Source organism: Microbacterium sp. SCPM-O-B-15248 (M128) (assembly GCF_058214835.1).
This window is the reverse complement of record NZ_JBYQLI010000002.1, coordinates 390,391-407,470: the sequence shown is the minus strand read 5'-3', so window position 1 is coordinate 407,470 and position 17,080 is coordinate 390,391. Positions and strand designations below refer to the sequence as shown.

At 70.6% G+C, this 17,080-nt stretch carries 22 protein-coding genes and 2 tRNA genes; 11 read left to right on the top strand and 13 right to left on the bottom strand.

Annotation, left to right across the window (positions count from 1 at the left end):
- The first annotated feature begins 77 nt into the window (after positions 1–77).
- The 3 genes from AC3E6M_RS04635 to AC3E6M_RS04625 all read left to right on the top strand — a co-directional run bounded on the left by AC3E6M_RS04635 (position 78) and on the right by AC3E6M_RS04625 (position 2,286).
- Positions 78–1,334 carry a DNA polymerase IV gene (locus AC3E6M_RS04635; protein WP_138172376.1) on the top strand — a complete coding sequence of 419 codons (1,257 nt, stop codon included), beginning with the start codon at positions 78–80 and terminating at the stop codon, positions 1,332–1,334.
- 63 nt (positions 1,335–1,397) lie between these two features.
- A complete protein-coding gene (locus AC3E6M_RS04630) occupies positions 1,398–1,718 on the top strand; it encodes a hypothetical protein (protein WP_138172375.1) in 321 nt (106 codons plus the stop codon).
- Complete coding sequence (locus tag AC3E6M_RS04625) at positions 1,693–2,286, top strand: nucleoside/nucleotide kinase family protein (protein ID WP_252370860.1); 594 nt, start codon at positions 1,693–1,695, stop codon at positions 2,284–2,286. Before AC3E6M_RS04630 ends, AC3E6M_RS04625 begins: the two co-directional genes overlap by 26 nt.
- Positions 2,287–2,298: 12 nt before the next feature.
- Here the strand turns inward: AC3E6M_RS04625 and AC3E6M_RS04620 are convergent, their stop codons facing one another.
- From AC3E6M_RS04620 to AC3E6M_RS04595, 6 genes are all read right to left on the bottom strand, one after another.
- Positions 2,299–2,805 carry a DUF2017 family protein gene (locus AC3E6M_RS04620; RefSeq protein WP_138172374.1) on the bottom strand — a complete coding sequence of 169 codons (507 nt, stop codon included), beginning with the start codon at positions 2,803–2,805 and terminating at the stop codon, positions 2,299–2,301.
- Positions 2,802–3,095 (bottom strand): ATP-dependent Clp protease adapter ClpS, encoded by a 294-nt coding sequence (clpS, locus tag AC3E6M_RS04615; protein WP_138172373.1) that lies wholly within the window; start codon positions 3,093–3,095, stop codon positions 2,802–2,804. Before clpS ends, AC3E6M_RS04620 begins: the two co-directional genes overlap by 4 nt.
- On the bottom strand, positions 3,095–3,472 hold the full coding sequence (locus AC3E6M_RS04610) for a metallopeptidase family protein (RefSeq protein ID WP_138172372.1): 378 nt from the start codon (positions 3,470–3,472) through the stop codon (positions 3,095–3,097). The genes clpS and AC3E6M_RS04610 overlap by 1 nt, the downstream gene beginning before the upstream one ends.
- Positions 3,473–3,598: 126 nt before the next feature.
- Positions 3,599–3,674: transfer RNA gene (locus tag AC3E6M_RS04605), tRNA-His, on the bottom strand.
- 36 nt (positions 3,675–3,710) lie between these two features.
- A complete protein-coding gene (gene orn, locus AC3E6M_RS04600; protein WP_138172371.1) occupies positions 3,711–4,337 on the bottom strand; it encodes an oligoribonuclease in 627 nt (208 codons plus the stop codon).
- Positions 4,338–4,374: 37 nt separating this feature from the next.
- Positions 4,375–4,447: transfer RNA gene (locus AC3E6M_RS04595), tRNA-Arg, on the bottom strand.
- Between the two features lie 103 nt (positions 4,448–4,550).
- Between AC3E6M_RS04595 and AC3E6M_RS04590 the strand changes: the two genes are divergently transcribed.
- Positions 4,551–4,760, top strand: coding sequence for a methyltransferase (locus AC3E6M_RS04590; RefSeq protein ID WP_138172370.1), 210 nt, complete (start codon positions 4,551–4,553; stop codon positions 4,758–4,760).
- Between the two features lie 10 nt (positions 4,761–4,770).
- Here the strand turns inward: AC3E6M_RS04590 and yczE are convergent, their stop codons facing one another.
- Positions 4,771–5,379, bottom strand: a complete 609-nt coding sequence (gene yczE, locus AC3E6M_RS04585; RefSeq protein ID WP_138172369.1) for a membrane protein YczE — start codon at positions 5,377–5,379, stop codon at positions 4,771–4,773.
- A gap of 61 nt (positions 5,380–5,440) precedes the next feature.
- Here yczE and yczR point away from each other — a divergent pair, with 61 nt between their 5' ends.
- The gene (gene yczR / locus AC3E6M_RS04580) at positions 5,441–6,859 is read left to right on the top strand and encodes a MocR-like transcription factor YczR (RefSeq protein ID WP_490529180.1); all 1,419 of its coding nucleotides are present in this window, start codon (positions 5,441–5,443) and stop codon (positions 6,857–6,859) included.
- A gap of 75 nt (positions 6,860–6,934) precedes the next feature.
- Here the strand turns inward: yczR and AC3E6M_RS04575 are convergent, their stop codons facing one another.
- Positions 6,935–7,192, bottom strand: coding sequence for a hypothetical protein (locus AC3E6M_RS04575; RefSeq protein ID WP_171024131.1), 258 nt, complete (start codon positions 7,190–7,192; stop codon positions 6,935–6,937).
- Between the two features lie 237 nt (positions 7,193–7,429).
- On the opposite strand from AC3E6M_RS04575, the gene AC3E6M_RS04570 reads away from it, so the two are divergent.
- The 4 genes from AC3E6M_RS04570 (at position 7,430) to AC3E6M_RS04555 (ending at position 10,880) form a co-directional block, all read left to right on the top strand.
- Positions 7,430–7,960: a single-stranded DNA-binding protein gene (locus AC3E6M_RS04570; protein WP_171024130.1), complete on the top strand. Its 531-nt coding sequence runs from the start codon at positions 7,430–7,432 to the stop codon at positions 7,958–7,960.
- Positions 7,961–8,001: 41 nt separating this feature from the next.
- On the top strand, positions 8,002–8,490 hold the full coding sequence (locus AC3E6M_RS04565; RefSeq protein WP_252370859.1) for a DUF6993 domain-containing protein: 489 nt from the start codon (positions 8,002–8,004) through the stop codon (positions 8,488–8,490).
- Between the two features lie 181 nt (positions 8,491–8,671).
- A complete protein-coding gene (gene ettA / locus AC3E6M_RS04560; RefSeq protein ID WP_230007290.1) occupies positions 8,672–10,351 on the top strand; it encodes an energy-dependent translational throttle protein EttA in 1,680 nt (559 codons plus the stop codon).
- Positions 10,344–10,880 (top strand): acyl-CoA thioesterase, encoded by a 537-nt coding sequence (locus AC3E6M_RS04555; RefSeq protein ID WP_252370858.1) that lies wholly within the window; start codon positions 10,344–10,346, stop codon positions 10,878–10,880. The genes ettA and AC3E6M_RS04555 overlap by 8 nt, the downstream gene beginning before the upstream one ends.
- 27 nt (positions 10,881–10,907) lie before the next feature.
- Here AC3E6M_RS04555 and AC3E6M_RS04550 read toward each other — a convergent pair whose 3' ends face one another.
- Positions 10,908–11,777: an acyl-CoA thioesterase gene (locus tag AC3E6M_RS04550; RefSeq protein ID WP_138172364.1), complete on the bottom strand. Its 870-nt coding sequence runs from the start codon at positions 11,775–11,777 to the stop codon at positions 10,908–10,910.
- 52 nt (positions 11,778–11,829) lie between these two features.
- Here AC3E6M_RS04550 and AC3E6M_RS04545 point away from each other — a divergent pair, with 52 nt between their 5' ends.
- Together AC3E6M_RS04545 and AC3E6M_RS04540 are read left to right on the top strand one after the other, a co-directional pair.
- Positions 11,830–12,498 (top strand): DUF8185 domain-containing protein, encoded by a 669-nt coding sequence (locus AC3E6M_RS04545; protein ID WP_490529178.1) that lies wholly within the window; start codon positions 11,830–11,832, stop codon positions 12,496–12,498.
- 171 nt (positions 12,499–12,669) lie between these two features.
- Positions 12,670–13,476, top strand: coding sequence for a cation-transporting ATPase (locus AC3E6M_RS04540; protein WP_490529177.1), 807 nt, complete (start codon positions 12,670–12,672; stop codon positions 13,474–13,476).
- Positions 13,477–13,494: 18 nt separating this feature from the next.
- Here the strand turns inward: AC3E6M_RS04540 and AC3E6M_RS04535 are convergent, their stop codons facing one another.
- The 4 genes from AC3E6M_RS04535 to AC3E6M_RS04520 all read right to left on the bottom strand — a co-directional run bounded on the left by AC3E6M_RS04535 (position 13,495) and on the right by AC3E6M_RS04520 (position 17,016).
- The gene (locus AC3E6M_RS04535) at positions 13,495–13,977 is read right to left on the bottom strand and encodes a globin (RefSeq protein WP_490529175.1); all 483 of its coding nucleotides are present in this window, start codon (positions 13,975–13,977) and stop codon (positions 13,495–13,497) included.
- Entirely contained in the window at positions 13,974–15,251 is a 1,278-nt protein-coding gene (locus tag AC3E6M_RS04530) for a mechanosensitive ion channel family protein (RefSeq protein WP_490529174.1), read from the bottom strand. Before AC3E6M_RS04530 ends, AC3E6M_RS04535 begins: the two co-directional genes overlap by 4 nt.
- A 68-nt stretch (positions 15,252–15,319) precedes the next feature.
- The gene (locus AC3E6M_RS04525; protein ID WP_138172360.1) at positions 15,320–16,108 is read right to left on the bottom strand and encodes an ABC-2 transporter permease; all 789 of its coding nucleotides are present in this window, start codon (positions 16,106–16,108) and stop codon (positions 15,320–15,322) included.
- Positions 16,105–17,016 carry an ABC transporter ATP-binding protein gene (locus AC3E6M_RS04520; RefSeq protein WP_490529173.1) on the bottom strand — a complete coding sequence of 304 codons (912 nt, stop codon included), beginning with the start codon at positions 17,014–17,016 and terminating at the stop codon, positions 16,105–16,107. The genes AC3E6M_RS04525 and AC3E6M_RS04520 overlap by 4 nt, the downstream gene beginning before the upstream one ends.
- Between the last annotated feature and the right edge of the window lie 64 nt (positions 17,017–17,080).

The window sequence follows — 17,080 nt, the reverse complement described above, 5'->3', positions numbered from 1 at the left end:
CATCCCTCGTTCGCTCCGGCGCAGTTCCGACCGCCGTCGCCGCCACCATGTCGGAGGCCCGGGGGAGAATGGATGCCATGGGACGCGGAGACGGTACGGGACGCATCGTCTCGCCGGCCGGTGCCGACGACACGGGCACCGGCATCCTCCACGTCGATATGGACGCGTTCTTCGCCTCGGTGGCGGTGCTCGACGACCCGTCTCTCGCGGGCAAGCCGCTCATCATCGGCGGATCCGAAGGGCGGGGTGTCGTCTCGAGCGCGTCGTACGAGGCGCGCCGCTACGGGGTGAAGTCGGCGATGCCCGTCGCGATCGCGCTGCGGATGTGTCCGACGGCGATCGTGGTCAATCCGCCCTACTCGCGCTACACCGAGATGTCCCGTCAGGTTATGGCGATCTTCGACGAGATCACGCCCCTGGTGGAGCCCCTGTCGATCGACGAGGCGTTCCTCGACGTCCGAGGAGCACGACGGCTGTGGGGCAGCCCCGGCACCATCGCACGCGATCTGCGCGCGCGTGTGAAGGAGCGGACGGGTCTGACGTGCAGTATCGGCGTGGCCGCGACCAAACACGTCGCGAAGATGGCTTCGACGATCTCCAAGCCCGACGGGCTGCTGGTCGTGGCCGAGGCCGACACCGAGGCCTTCTTGCGTCCACGCTCCGTGCGTGCGCTGTGGGGCGTCGGACCGAAGGCGGCCGAGGCCCTGGAGTCTCGCGGCATCCGCCTCATCGCCGATGTCCTCGACACCCCTCGCCCCGCGCTCGAGAAGGTGCTCGGTTCGGCGATGGGCGAACGCATCTGGCACCTCGCGCGCGGCATCGACGCCCGTGAGGTGCACACCGGGCGGGTCGAGAAGAGCGTCGGCCACGAAGAGACTTTCCACACCGACATCTCCGACACCGCCACGCTGCACGTCGAGATGCGGCGCCTCGCCGACCGCGTGGGCGCGCGGCTGCGCAGCCAGCAGTTCGAGGCCTCCACGATCTCGATCAAGGTCCGCTTCAGCGATTTCACGACCCTCAGCCGCTCCCGCACGCTCACGGAACCGACGTCGGTCGGCCAGCGGATCGGCGACGCGGCCATCGAGCTGTTCGACGGGATCGACCGTCGCCAGGCGGTTCGACTCGTCGGGGTGCGCGGCGAGAAGCTGCGGCCCACGGCGATGGCGGCGACGCTGTGGGACGACGACGCCGAATGGCGCCGCGTCGAGGGCGCGCTCGACGGCGCGGCCGCGCGGTTCGGCCGCGGCGCCGTGACGCGCGGTTCGCTCCTGGGCCCCGCCCGCGGTGGGGGAGCGCTGCCGACGAATCCGCGACCTTCGTACGAGCACTGACACGGCGGCGTCTCGGACGCAACGCCCCTGGGCCTCGTCGGTGGTGCCCGGTACGGTGGGGACATGCCCAACATCGCATTGGAACTCGGCAAGCAGGCCACCAGCTTCGGCGTCACGTCCGCCTACGGAGAGCAGCAGGACGTCGACGGCGTGCGCATCGTCCCCGTCGCCCTGACCTGGGCCGGTTTCGGCGGGGGCTCCGACGAGCAGGGCAACGGCGGCGGCGGGGGCGGCGGCTACACGTTGCCCCTGGGTGCCTACATCCGCCGCGGTGACGACTTGCGCTTCGACCCGAACCTGGTGTCGCTGCTCGCCGTCGCGATTCCCTTCGTGTGGGTCGCCGGTCGCGCCCTCAGCCGTGTCATCCGCGCCCTCAAGAAGTAGCGCCGATCCCCTCGACGAGGCCCTGACCGTCGCGGTCGGGGCTGTCTCGGCGCGCGTGGCGGCGGTGGGGGCGGCCAATCCGGTGGTGCTCATCGACGGTCGCAGCGGCGCGGGAAAGAGCTCTCTGGCCCGGCGATTGGTGAGCACGTGGCCCGGCCGGGGTCGTGTGCAGCTGGTGGCGCTCGACGATCTCTACCCGGGGTGGGACGGGCTGGCCGACGGTGCGCGCTATGCGCGCGAGACGATCCTGCTCCCGCACGCGAAGGGGACGATCGGCGTGTGGCAGCGCTGGGACTGGGAGGCCGGCGAACGTGCCGAGGCTCATGCGGTGGATCCGTCGCTCCCGCTCGTCGTCGAGGGATCGGGGCTGTTGACCGCTGCCGCAGCCCCTTTGGCGGACGTCCGCGTGTGGCTGGACGCACCGGATCGCTCGCGGAAGGACCGTGCCTTGCACCGCGACGGTGACACGTATCGTCCGCACTGGGAGCGATGGGCGAAGCAAGAAGACGAGCACCTCGTGCGCGACGAGCCGCAGACGCTCGCGTCGCTGGTCCTCTGCCTGCCGTAGCGAAGAGGGCCCTCAGTGCTCGGTCGGCGGGGCGTCCAGATTCCGGTCGAGCGCCGTGACGAGCCCATCCAAGCGGTAGCCGATCCAGTCGTAGATGCCGAAGCGCGCGTCATCCGGGCGATGGTCGTCGTCGTCCTGGATGCCGAGCCGCGTGGCGAGCACGAGGCGCACCGCCGAGAGGGTGCGCATCCACGCGCGGGCTTCGTTCTCGCCCAGCGCGACCGTGATCGTCGTGTCGGGGTCGCTCGTCGGATCGAGGGCGACGCCGTCCATCCCCAGGGTGTCGAGGACCGTCCGCGCGTCCTCGGCGCGGCGGTCGAGCATGTCGGCGCCGGTGAGGCGGCGGAACTCGCGGCTGGCGGCCTCGTCGTCGGGGTAGGCGTCGGGCAAGAGCCGCGCGACCGCGGGGTCGTCCTCGTGCCCGGTACCGACGACGAGGTCGCGGAACTGCCCGACGATGCCCGCCAGGTGCAGTGCCTCGAGGCCGCTGACCTCGAGGACGACGATGCGGTCGTTCATGCGGGGTCCTTCCGAACCGTGGCCCACAGGCCGAAGTCGTGCATGGCTTGAGCGTGGACTTCCATGACCTCGCGCGGGCCACGGGCGACCACCGCGTGGCCGTCGTGGTGCACGGCGAGCATCAGACGGTGCGCGGTGTCCGCGTCGAAACCGAAGTAGGAGCGGAAGACGTGGACGACGTAGCTCATCAGATTGATCGGGTCGTTCCAGACGACGGTCTGCCACGAGACCGGGGGAGCGACCTCGATCTCGGTGAGTTCGTCGAGCTCGGGAGATGCCAGACCGGCCATCACGCCCACCCCAGCTCGTGCAGTCGGGCGTCGTCGATCCCGTAGAAGTGCGCGATCTCGTGGACCAGGGTCGTGTGGATCTCGTCGCGCAGCTCGTCCTCGTCGGTGCACGCGGCCAGGTGCGGCTCGCGGTAGAGGATGATCCGATCCGGCAGCTCGCCGCTGCCGTAGCGTTCACGTTCGGTCAGCGCCCACCCGTCGTACAGGCCGAGCAGATCGAGCGATCCGTCCTCCGGGCGGTCTTCGACCACGAAGACGACGTTGTCGAGACCGTCGACCATGTCGTCGGGGAGATGGTCGAGTTCGGCCACGACGAGGGCCTCGAACGCGGTCGCATCCAGGTCGAGGGGAGGGAGCGCGTCGACGTCTTCGTGCATGAGGCCTCCCTGCTGAGCGGACGATCGCGACGGGATGCCGAGCCGCGTCGTCCGATCGATTCTACGAGTCCCGCGAGGTCTCGGCGGGAATGACGAAGGCCCGCCGGGGAGGCGGGCCTTCGATGCTGGGGTGGCTAACGGGACTTGAACCCGCGACCCCCGCGACCACAACGCGGTGCTCTACCAACTGAGCTATAGCCACCATGTGTCTGCCGCAGCGGACAACTGAACGATTATGTCATACGTCGCGCGCGAACGACGAAACGACCGACGATGCGGCAGCCTTCGCCTCGTCGCTCGAGGGGCCCGGCTCGGGAACGAAGACGGCCTTGCGGTAGTAGGCAAGCTCGCGGATGGATTCGAGGATGTCGGCGAGGGCGCGGTGGCCGCCGTTCTTGGCCGGGGCGTTGAAGTAGGCGCGCGGATACCAGCGGCGCGAGAGTTCTTTGATGCTCGACACGTCGACGTTGCGGTAGTGCAGCCAACGGTCGACCCGCGGCATGTACTTCGCGAGGAACATCCGGTCGGTGCCGATGGTGTTGCCCGCGAGCGGTGCCTTGCCCTCGAGCGGTGCGAAGCGCTGGATGTACTCGAGCGCCTGGAATTCGGCATCCGCGAGGCTCACACCGTTCGGGATCTCGTCGAGCAGACCCGACGAGCGGTGCATCTCGGTGACGAACTCGCCCATGTTCGCCAGGGCCGAGTCGTCGGGCTTGATGACGATCTGGAAACCCGGGTCGAGCACGTTCAGCTCGAAGTCGGTCACGACGATCGCGATCTCGACGAGCTCGTCGACGGCGAGATCGAGGCCCGTCATCTCGCAGTCGATCCACACGAGCCGGTCGTTCTCAGATGCGCCTACCATCCCTTCAGTCTAGTGAGGGGGTCGGTCGCCATCTCGGTCCCCCAGGCACGATTCGAACGTGCGACCGGCGGATTAGAAGGCCGCTGCTCTATCCACTGAGCTACTGGGGGTCGGGGTCCAGGATATCGGTGACCGCGCACGGCGTGGTCGACCCCCTGGCGGGCCGTCGCCCGCGGGCGTACTCTCCGGCCAGGTCGAACGAAAGGAGAAAACATGTCTGAGACGACGACGCGACGACTCTGGGTCGCCCACGGGCCGAACGGCGTGGTCGGCAAGATCCAGCAGGATGCCGAGGGCTATGCCGTGCACATGGCGGGCAAGGACGAGCGTCTCGGGGTCTATCCCACGATGGCGATCGCCAAGAACGCCCTGCACTCGCACCTGAGGCCGGGGAGCGACCGACCCGAATTCCGGGAGCACTGACCACCGCTCGTCACACCCGGGCCGCGCGACGAGGACGTCGCTGCGGCTCGGGTGCGGCCAAGAGCGGCAGCGCCACGTGCACGAGGGGTCCGATGCCGAGCGCGAAGACGACCGTCCCGATCCCGACGGTGCCGCCGAGCAGCCACCCCGCGACGAGCACCGTGCCCTCGACGCCGAGGCGGCACGCCCAGATCGGCCATCCGAAGCGGGCGTGCAGGCCCGTCATGAGACCGTCGCGCGGCCCGGGGCCGAAGTGCGCACCGATGTACAGGCCGGATGCCACCGCCACCGTGACGACGCCGGCGCCCAGCATCGCGGCTTGCCACAGGAGGGAGTGCGGGTGGGGAAGTACTCCGAGAGCGAGCTGCATGCTCGTGCCGACGAGGAGGATGTTCGCGATCGTGCCGACCCCGGGCCGTTGGTGGAGCGGGATCCACAGCAGCAGCACACCGAGGCCCACGATGTTCGTGATCCAGCCGACGCCCACACCCGTCACGCGCGAGAGTCCCTCGGCGAACACGGTCCACGGGTCGACACCCAGTCCAGCGGCGACGGTCAGGGCGCACCCGAATCCGTAGAGGGCGAGGCCGATGAGAAGACGAAGGATCCTGGATGCCACGGCCAAATCCAATCACGAGATTGGGTGTAGCCAAGAGGTCCAATCGGTCTATTCTGGCCCCATGGACTCCCGGATCTCAGCGCGTGCCCTCGCGCAAGCGCTCGGCGGGTGGCGCGGCCGCGGCCCCGCCTACGAATCGCTGGCGGACGGCATCCGTCTGCTCTGTCTCGACAATCGCATCGCCCCTCGCACGGCGCTTCCGGCGGAGCGCGAGCTTGCGGCGGCGCTGGCCCTCAGCCGCACGACCGTGGCTGCCACCTACCGGAGCTTGCGAGACTCCGGGCACATCGAGAGCCTCCGGGGAAGCGGCAGCGTCACTCTGCCCCTGCGCCGCAACGACCCCGGGGCGGATGACCGCCGCGACGGTGTGATCGACCTGCAGCAGGCGAGTCCACCGGCATGGCCCGGTCTTCCGGCGGTGATCTCGGAGGTGGCGCGGGATGCCGCCGCCCTCGTCGCCCGCACCGGTTACGACGTGGTCGGCGACCCGAATCTGCGCGAGACGATCGCGCAGCGCTATCGCGACCGCGGGCTGCCCACGCGCGCCGACCAGATCCTCGTGACCACCGGTGCGCAGAGTGCGCTCCACCTCATCGCCTCGGTGCTGTTGTCCCGCGCCGATCGGGTGCTGATCGAGACGCCGACCTATCCGCACGGGGCGGACGCCTTCCGTGCCGCGGGCGCGCGGCTCGTCGGTGTTCCGGTTTCGACCGACGACGGATGGGATCTCGATCGCGCCGCGCAGACGTTCGCCCGCGTGCTCCCCGCTCTTGCCTACCTGATGCCGGACTTCCAGAACCCCACGGGCCGCACGATGAGCCCGGGGGAGGTGGACTCCTTCGTCGACGGATCGCAACGAGCGGGCACGTTCCTGGTGCTCGACGAGACGACATCGAAGCTCGACATCGATCGAAGGACGACGGGGACCGCGTTTCCCGACCTCGATCGCGTCATCCGCGTCGGATCCCTCGGCAAGACCGTCTGGGGTGGCCTGCGGGTCGGCTGGGTGCGCGCGCATTCCGACGTCGTTCGCCGTCTGGCGAGCGGCCGACCGGTGCACGACCTCGGTACGCCCGAGTTCGAGCAGGCCGTCGCCGCCCGCCTCATCGGTCGGTTGGACGAGATCAGTGCGCAGCGCGCCGACGTGCTGCGCGGCGGACGCGATGCGCTCGTCGGCACGCTCGCGAGCGCGTTCCCCGAGTGGGACGTCCCGTCCGTGAACGGCGGCGTCTCGCTGTGGGTCGGTATCGGTGAGCCGGTGAGTACCCCCTTGGTGATGAACGCGCGCGCCCGCGGTCTGCTGCTGTCGGCCGGCTCGCGGTTCGCCGTCGACGGCGGCCACGACCGTCGGCTCCGGATCCCGTTCACCGCCGCGCCGCACACGCTCGAACGAGCCGTCGCGGTCCTCCGCGCCGCGTGGGAGGACGTGAGGGGAGCGACGGCGGGCGCGGCGCTCGACGACCTGACGGCGGTGGTCTGACGTCCTGCGCCGCGGTAGGCGCGGGGCTCGGTCGGCCCCGGGGACGCGCCGAGCATGCACCGCCGTCCCGCCCGATCACCGGGCGTAGCGGAGGCAGTCCAGGGCATCGGCGGCCGACCAGAACTCACCGAGCCGACGGAACCGCCCGGTCGCGCCGTGGAACCGCTCGGCCGCATAGCGCCAGCCGCCGTCGGCGGCGATCGCACGGACGTGGCCCACGACGACGCCGCGCGGATCGGCGATGCGCCACAGGCCGACGGCGACGTGCGTCGCCGCGCCCCACCCGGCCGGGCGCGGCGCCGGTGCGAGGTCGTTCCACAGTGCGGTGCTCATGCCCTCACGGTACGAGGGGCCTCCGACATCGCCTCCGCCCCCGAGGTCGCCGCTCGCCGGAGGCCCGTCGTGGGGGGATCGGGTGCGAATCCTCCCCAGGTCGGCGACCGCGCGAGTTCTCCACGGAAGTGCTGTTCCGGCCCACGCCGCCCGGTCGAGCCCGGTCATCCTGGCGGTGGCTCCGGCATCCGTCGGGCACGCGGATGCCGGAGCGCACACCTACGAGAGGACACCATCATGAGCGACCACATCACCCTCGTCGGCAACGTCGTGGGCGACCCCGAAGAGCGGGCCACGCGGGGCGGTGATCCGATCGCCGCGTTCCGCCTGGCGGTGAGCGAACGCCGATTCGACCGCGAACGCGGACAGTGGGTCGACGGGCACACCAACTACTACTCCGTCTCGGTCTTCGGAGAACTGGGGCGCAACGCGCTCGCGTCCCTCCGCAAGGGGGAGCGGGTGATCGTCGCCGGACGACTCCGGTTGCGGGAATGGGAGACCGAGGCGAAGCGCGGCGTGAGCGCCGACATCACCGCCGATGCGATCGGCCACGACTTGCGCTGGGGCAGCTCCGTCTTCACGCGCGGCTCCCGCGCACAGACCGGTGGGGAACCCGACGAGGGGGCGACGTCCGCGGCCGACGGTGATGCGTGGGCGGTGCCGGGCGAGTCGCCGGCTGATCCGAGGGACGGCTCGACGACACCGGATCCCGACGATGCCCGCGCGACACCGGCACTGGTGGATGCCGGCGATCCGACACCGTTCTGAGCGGGACGAGGGGCGCGCGGCCTGTCCGTAGACTCGGGCGGGTGATCCGCCTGAACCGACGACCGGCCGCACTGCTGGCTCTGGCTGCGGCCCTGGCGCTGGCGGGGTGCACGCCCGTCACGCCGGAGGCCGCCCCCACCGTCACGGCCCCCTCGGCGTCGGCCCCGACGGCGTCGTCTTCCGCGCCGCCCGTCGCTCCGTCGTTCGTCGCGGACGGCTCGGCCGCCGAAAATCTCCCGCTGTTCACCCAGGTCGTCCGGACCGTGTGGGCGGGCCCGGACCGCGCCGCGGGCCGCGCCTACGTCGACGCGCTCGTGGCCGCCGGCTTCGAGAAGGCCGCCATGCAGGTCACGGCCGATCAGACCACGATCGGCAACGCCGCCGAGAGCATCGAGTTCTCGGTCCGGTGGCAGGACGACTGCCTCGTCGGACAGGTCGGACCCTCGATCGGCGATCCGGTCGCCGCCGTCCTGCCGGGGCTCACCGCCGGGGGATGCCTCATCGGACAGACGCGCGCCATCGATTGGTGACCGGCCCGCCGGTCTTGCGCCGATGTGCGATCGCGGGCGCGGTGCGCGCCGACGGTCGGCGTTCAGGGTGTCGTTGCTAGGCTGGAGGGGACTTCTGCGCGCCCGGGCGCTCCGCTGAGATTCGACTCCGCGGCCCCGGGAGGGCGCGGCCCTCATCCCCGATCGAAGGTGGTACTCCTCGATGGCCGAATACATCTACTCCATGGTCCGCGCCCGCAAGGCCGTGGGCGACAAGCTCATCCTCGACGACGTCACGATGTCGTTCCTGCCCGGCGCCAAGATCGGCATGGTCGGCCCGAACGGTGCGGGTAAGTCCACGATCCTCAAGATCATGGCTGGCCTCGACACGCCGTCCAACGGCGAGGCGCGGCTGAGCCCTGGCTTCACGGTGGGCATCCTCATGCAGGAGCCCGAGCTCGACGACAGCAAGACGGTGCTCGAGAACATCCAGGACGGCGTCGCGATCAAGCCGAAGCTCGATCGCTTCAACGAGATCTCCGCGCTCATGGCCGACCCCGACGCCGACTTCGACGCGCTGCTCGCCGAGATGGGCACCCTGCAGGAAGAGATCGACGCCGCCGACGGGTGGGACCTCGACTCCCAGCTCGAGCAGGCGATGGACGCCCTGCGCACCCCGCCGGCCGACGCCTCCGTCGTGCCGCTCTCCGGTGGTGAGCGCCGCCGCGTCGCCCTCGCGAAGCTGCTGCTGCAGAAGCCCGACCTGCTGCTGCTCGACGAGCCCACCAACCACCTCGACGCCGAGAGCGTGCTCTGGCTCGAGCAGCACCTCAAGGCCTACAAGGGCGCCGTCATCGCCATCACCCACGACCGGTACTTCCTCGACAACGTCGCGGAGTGGATCGCCGAGGTCGACCGCGGGCACCTGTACCCGTACGAGGGCAACTACTCGACCTACCTCGAGAAGAAGGGCCAGCGCCTCGACGTCCAGGGCAAGAAGGACGCCAAGCTCGCCAAGCGCCTCAAAGAAGAACTCGAGTGGGTGCGCTCCAACGCCAAGGGCCGCCAGGTCAAGTCGAAGGCCCGCCTCGCCCGCTACGAAGAGATGGCCGCCGAGGCCGAGCGCACGCGCAAGTTGGACTTCGACGAGATCCAGATCCCCGCGGGTCCGCGCCTCGGCAGCATCGTGATCGACGCCAAGAAGCTCGAGAAGAGCTTCGGCGACCGCTCGCTCATCAGCAACCTGAGCTTCAACCTTCCCCCCAACGGCATCGTCGGCGTCATCGGCCCCAACGGTGTCGGAAAGACGACGCTGTTCAAGACGATCGTGGGTCTCGAGCCGCTCGACGGCGGCACGCTGAAGATCGGCGAGACCGTCAAGATCAGCTACGTCGACCAGTCGCGCGCGAACATCGACCCCGAGAAGACGCTGTGGGAGGTCGTGTCCGACGGGCTCGACATCATCACGGTCGGAAAGACCGAGATCCCGTCGCGCGCGTACGTGTCGAAGTTCGGATTCAAGGGACCCGACCAGCAGAAGAAGGCCGGCGTGCTCTCGGGTGGTGAGCGCAACCGCCTGAACCTCGCGCTGACGCTCAAAGAGGGCGGCAACCTGCTGCTCCTCGACGAGCCGACCAACGATCTCGACGTCGAGACCCTCAGCTCGCTCGAGAACGCCCTGCTGGAGTTCCCCGGATGCGCCGTGGTCATCACGCACGACCGGTGGTTCCTCGACCGCATCGCGACGCACATCCTCGCCTACGAGGGCACCGAGGAGCACCCCGACCAGTGGCACTGGTTCGAGGGCAACTTCGAGGCGTACGAGGCCAACAAGATCGAGCGTCTCGGGCAGGATGCCGCCAACCCGTCGCGTTCGACCTACCGCAAGCTCACGCGTGACTGAGTCCCGCGAAGAGGCCCGGGGAGCGGCGGAGACCGCTCCCCGGCGCCTCCACGTGCCGATCCCGCTGCGGTGGGGCGATCTCGACGCGCTCGGGCACGTCAACAACACCTCGATGCTCAAACTCCTCGAAGAGGCGCGTCTGCGCGCCTTCTGGCGCGGCGACGACGACGGCGACCCGCTGCCGACGGCGGTGTTCGACATGGACGTGCTCGAGAGCGGAGGAGAGCGGGCGACCCTCATCGCTCGGCAAGAGATCGAGTACCTGCGCCCGGTGCCGTACAGCCAGCGGCCGCTCGACGTGCGCCTCTGGATCGGTGCCATGGGCGGTTCCAGCGCCGACATCTGCTTCGAAGTCTTCAGCCCGATCGGCGTCGAAGATCCCGTGCTCTACGCGCGGGCGACCGCGGTCGTCGTGCTCGTCGACACGGCGAGCGGACGTCCGATTCGGTGGACCGAGACCGAACGCCGCGCCTGGGCTCCGTACGTGGGCGCCCCCATCGAGTACCGCCGCCGCGCCGCGGGGCGCTGACCGCACTCGAACCCCCGGTCGGAGCCGTTACTCCTGCGGCACCCGCACCATGACCTCTTGGGCGACGCTCGCGAGCAGGATGCCGTCCCGGGTGTAGATCCGTCCGGTCGAGAGTCCGCGCCCGCCGCGCGCGTTCGGCGACTCCTGGACGTACAGCAGCCAGTCGTCGGCCCGGCCGGGGCGATGCCACCACATCGCGTGGTCCAGGCTCGCCACCCGCAAGCCCGGCGCGTTCCACGGCACCCCGTGGCCGCGCAGGATCGGCTCCTGGATCGTGAGATCGCTCAGGTACGCCAAGGCGGCGCGGTGGATCGCGGGATCGTCGGGGAGCGTGCGCCGCGTGCGCATCCACACCGCCTGTCGGGGAACGTGCGGGCCCTCGACAGAGGTGTAGACCGGCGAGGGCACGTGCAGCACGTCCACGGGACGCTCCGAGAATATGCGTCGGCTCATCGGGTGGAGGGCGTCGTCGTCGATCGGCGGCAGATCCTCGGGCTGCGGAACGCCCTCGGGCATGGGCTCCGCGTGCTCGAGACCGGGACCGTCGTCCTGGAACGACGCGATCATCGAGAAGATCGGCACGCCCGCCTGAAAGGCCTGGGTCCGCCGGGTCGAGAAAGACCGTCCGTCGTGGATGCGGTCGACCGAGAACGTGATCCCGTCGGACGGGTCGCCCGGGCGCAGGAAGTAGCCGTGCATGGAGTGCACGGTGCGCTCCGGCGGCAGCGTCCGCGAGGCCGCGACGACGGACTGCGCGAGCACTTGACCGCCGTAGACGCGGCCGAACGGCATGGGCTGAGACACGCCGGTGAAGATGTCCTCGGTGGTCCGTGCGCCCGCGTCGCGGAGATCGAGCACCGCGAGCAACGAGGCGACGGGGTCGATGGCGTCGGTCACGCTCCCTCCCGTTCCGGCACAGAGCTCTGCGCCTCTTGATAGTTTAGGGCGGGTGTCCGCGCGCCTGTTGTTCCCCGACCCGCAGGCGTCAGCCGACCTGCTGACCTTCGCCTCCCGCGCCGTCCGACTCGGTGACGGATCCGTGCGTCTTCGCGCCGAGGGCGGTGTGCTCGTGACCACGGCGGCGCCGCTCGCCCCACGGGGACTCCTGGATGCCACGCCCACGGTGCTCGGCATCCGGGTGTCCGCCGTCGACCCGGAGCTGGAGTGCGACCTGGTGGTGGAGGCATCAGCGCTCCGGCTCGCGCCGGACGACGCCTCCGCGGTCGTGCTCCCCGAGATCGCGAGCGCGCCGGCGTGGGCCGGCGTCTCCCCACCGCGCGGTGGCTGGGAGCCGGCGGATGCGATCGACAGCGCGGTCCTGGCCGCGCGCGCACAATACGGGATCGCCGCCGTCGCCGACGCGCTTCCCGCCGACCCCGGCGAGGACGTCGTCCGGACGGTACGTGCGCAGATCTGGGGCCAGGCGGACGAGGCGCTGGGGGGTCTGCCGCTCGGCACGGCCTTCGCGGCGTACGCTCTGGGCTTCATCGCGGGCGCCGAGCAGGCTGTGCTCCGCACGAGCGGGGTGTGGACGCGGGCGACGCTCGGCCGCGGGCATGTCCTCGTGCGCGGGCCGGTGCGTTCGGGACTCACCGCGGTCCGGGCGACGGGGCGCTGACCCAGCGACCTCATAGGCGCCGCCGGTACCGTCGAAACCACGCAAGGGGAGTATTCCTCGACGGCGTCCCCGTCATCACGAGCCCACGGTTGGGCTCCGGGGGCACCGGTTCCTCGGAACGGAAGAGACCTTGACGTCGCGGCAGCCTGCCGCCCGTCGAGAGGTATCCCCGTGTCGAAGTTCTCCCGTCTATTCGATCTCGCTTCCCGTGCCGTGGACAAGGCGTCCACGTCGCGGCCCGCGTCGTCGACCGGCTCCGGTGGAGGCACGGACTGGCGAGATCTGGTCCGTACCGCCGCGGGTGCCGTCACCGGTGATCGCCGTGACGCTCCCGCGGCATCCTCCGCCACTCCCGCGGCACCGGGGCACGGGTATGCACCGCCCGCGGCCGCGGCCGCGGCGCTGACGTCCGAGGACCGCGCCGCAATCGCCCGCTACGACTACCTCCTGCGTACGGCCGACCCCGATCAGGTGGAACGTCTGCACCGCGACGCATTCGAGCGCCTGTCCCCGGCCCAGCGCGCGCACGTGCGGGGACGCATGGATGCCGAGTTCGCACCGCACGAGCGTCCCCGCAGCGACGCGCCCGCCGACCTCGCCCGCGCGGCGGGCCGTGCGGAGGCGCAGCGCCCCGGCCGGATGTCGGCGCTGCTGGCGCGAGCGGGCCGTGGCGGACTCGTCGGGGCCGGCGTGATCGGCGCGGGTGGACTGCTCGCCGCCGTGGCCGGCGGAGCGATCGTGAGCGCGGTCGCGGCACCCCTTTTGGCTCAGGCGGTGAACGCGGGCGTCGACTTCGCCGGGCTCGCGGAAGGGCTCGACGTCGAGGCTCTGGCATCCGGGCTCGGAGCCGACGCGTTCGGCGACGTCGCCGGGGGAGCGCAGGACGCCCTCTCGGGAGCCGGCGAGGGGCTCAGCGGTATCGGCGAGCAGATCTCGGGCTTCGATCTGCCGGGCCTGGGCGACTTCTTCGGTCGCTGAGACGAGGCAGGGCGGAGGTCAGCCGACCGGGGCGCCACCGTCCTGCCGGGGCGTCTCCGCCGCCCTCACGGGCAGCCCGGTGGCGGGGCGTCCGCCCTGCACCGGACCGATGCCGCGCGGCTCGAACGTGTTGACCATGGCGCGCGCGGCACGTTCGAGGTAGTCCCACAGCGGTGCCTCGAGTGCCGGGGGGAGGGCGATCTCGTCCACCGCCGCGCGCATGTGGCGCAACCACCGGTCGCGGGCGTCCGGGTCGACGTGGAACGGCATGTGCCGCATCCGCAGGCGCGGGTGCCCGCGCTTCTCGCTGTACTCCGACGGGCCGCCCCAATACTGCGCCAGGAAGAGGGTCAGCCGGTCCGCCGCAGGGCCGAGGTCCTCTTCCGGGTACATCGGCTTGAGGACTTCGTCGTCGGCGACGCCCCGGTAGAACGCATCGACCAGTCGGCGGAACGTCTCCATGCCGCCGGCCTGCTCGTAGAAGGTGATCGGTTCGCTCACGCGGGTGCTCCGTCGTCATCGGCCCGCACGGCGGGAGGGGTGGGCTTGACCACGTCGTCGGCGGCGGGAGGTGCGGCCGGACCGGTCGAGGCTTCGGCGGCGGGGACCGCGTCCGTCGTGGCCGGCCGGGGCTTCTTCGGGCCCGGCTGCGCCTTCTCGGCCGCGATCTCGGCGGCGACGGCGTCCTGATCCAGGACGGTGTCGGACACCGCGAGCTTGCGGCGCCGGGGGCGCCACACCGGGCGCTCCGTCGCCGTGGTGACCGGCGTCGGCTTCGTCTTGGGCGGGTGGGCGCCGCGCACGCTCTGCGCGCCCTCGGCGCCGGTCAGGACGATCGAGTTCAGCTGCGGGAGCGTCAGACCCATCGCGTCGATCGCGCGCTTCAGCCGCACGCGAAGTTCGCGGGCGACATCGTCCTTCGCGCTCGACCGGGTCTTCATCACGAGCCGGATGACGAGGGCGTCGCCGCTGATGGATTCCAGGCCCCAGATCTCGGGCTGCTCGATGATGCGCGAGCGCCACTTCGTCTCTTTGGCCAGCGCTTTCGCGGCGCCGAGCATCGCCTTCTCGACATCGTCGATGTCCGCATCCGTGGGGACGGCGAGATCGATGATGACGCGCGACCACCCCTGCGACATGTTGCCGATCCGCGTGATCTCGCCGTTGCGGACGTACCAGAGAGTGCCGTTGACATCGCGGACGTGGGTGATGCGCACGCTGACGAACTCCACGATGCCGGTGGCCAGCCCCAGATCGACGACATCGCCGATGCCGATCTGGTCCTCGGCGACGATGAAGATCCCGTTGAGCACGTCCTTGACGATGTTCTGAGCGCCGAAGCCGAGTCCCGCACCCACCGCCGCGGTGAGCAGGGTGAGGGATGCCAGGGCGTTGGGAGCGACGATCCCGGCGATCCACACGAGGGCGACCACGACGAGGACGACGTTGACGATGTTCTGCAGGATCGTGCCGAGCGTGCGGGTGCGCTGCACGAGGCGGACGGCGCTGAGGGGGGAGCGGTCGAGGGCTTGCGTGTCATCGACCCGCGCTTTGCTCTTGGCTCCGTTGACGATGCGGTCCACCACGCGCCGGATGATGACGCGGAGCACCCAGGCAGCCACGATCACGCCGATGATGATCCCGAGGATCCGCAGCACGGTGCCGCCGAACTCGAGCAGGCGGTCGCCGATCCACGCCCACGTCGACGGGTCGGCCAGGTCGGAGGGCGAGGTCGGGCTGGGGGAGGGCTCTGGTGCGGAGGCGAGAACAGACATCGGGTTCATGCTAACGAGGGATGCCTCGGTGCCCGCTGAGCACCGAGGCATCCCTCACTGATCCGACGTCACGCGTCGCGGCGCTGCAGCAGCACCGTGCCGATGCCGACGAGTCCGACGACCCAGGCGACGAGTGTCAACGCCGGGACGAGGATGTCCGCGGTGGGAATCGCCGTCAGCGTCGACCCCGCCGAGACCGGGAGATAGCGTCCGAGATCGACGAGCCACTGCCACGACTCCCCGCCGAGTTGGAAGAGGCCCACCGCGATCGGCGCCACGAACAGCACTCCGACGGTCGCCGCGATCGCTCCGGCCCCGTTGCGGACGATCAGCCCGAACCCGGTGCCGATGAGCGCATAGACGACCATGGCGCAGACACCCAGCACGAGGGGAAGAAGGGACTGCGCCGGATCCGACCAGACCACGGCGGTGGACGCCGTGGGAATCGTGACCGCGAGACCGATCAGGTAGGTCAGGACGGTCGCCGCTCCCACGACCAGGGCGATCGCGACGGCCTTGGCCAGCGCGGCCTGCCCGCGCCGCGGGGTCGCGGTCATCGTCGAGCGGATCATGCCGGTGGCGTACTCACCCGTGACGGCGATCGCGCCCAGCACGCCGGCCACGAGCATCGTGAACTGGGCCGACACGAGGACCCCGAAGATCGGATTACCGCCCTCTGCGGCCGACATGTAGAGGAACGCGATGGCCACCGTCAGGGCGGCACCGATTCCCAGGGCCCACCAGGTCGAGCGCACGGTCGTGAGCTTGAGCAGTTCGCTGCGCAGACTGCGGAGGAAGGTCGGCCCGCTGGCGGCCCGGGTGAACGTGGCGCGGCGCGGGGAGGTCAGGGCGGTCATGCGAGTTCCTTCGTCTTGTACTCGATCGCGTCGTCGGTCAGGGCGAGGTAGGCGTCCTCGAGGGAACCGTTGCGCGGGGTCAGTTCGTGCAGGGGGATGCCGTGGCGGGCGGCGAGATCGCCGATGTCGGCGGCGCTCGCCCCCGTGAGGCTGGCCACCCCGGGCGCGTCGAGGGTCGCGGTGACCCCCGTCGGGGAGAGGACGTCGACGAGACGCGCGAGGTCGGGAGATCGGACGAGGACGGTCTCGGACGTCCACGACCGCACGAGGTCGTTCAACGGTGCGTCGGCCAGGACCGCGCCACGACCGAGGACGATGACATGGTCGGCCGTCTGGGCCATCTCGCTCATGAGGTGGCTGGAGAGCAGCACGGTGCGTCCCTCGGCCGCCAGGTGACGGACGAACTCGCGCACCCAGCGCACGCCCTCGGGGTCGAGCCCGTTGACGGGCTCGTCGAGGATGAGGGTGTGGGGGTCGCCGAGCAGCGCCGCGGCGATCCCCAGTCGCTGCCCCATGCCCAGCGAGAAGCCGCCGGCCCGCTTGTCGGCGACCGAGGCGAGGCCGGTGAGGTCGATGACCTCGTCGACACGACGGCGGTCGATGCCGTGCGTGGCCGCCATCACCCGGAGGTGGTTGCGGGCCGAGCGCCCGGTGTGGACGGCCTTGGCGTCCAGCAGCACACCCACCTCGGTGAGGGGAGCCGCGAGGCGGCCGTAGGGGGTGCCGTTGACGGTGACGCTGCCGGCGGTGGGGCGGTCGAGCCCCACGATCATGCGCATCGTGGTCGACTTGCCGGCGCCGTTGGGCCCGAGAAAGCCCGTGACCCGGCCCGGCGGCACGGTGAAGGAGACGTCGGACACGGCCGTGCGTGTGCCGTAGCGCTTGGTGAGGTGGTCTGCGACGATCATGTGTCCAGGCTAGGAATCACTCCCACACCGGCGCGTCCCCCGCAGGGCTGATCCCTGCCCCGTA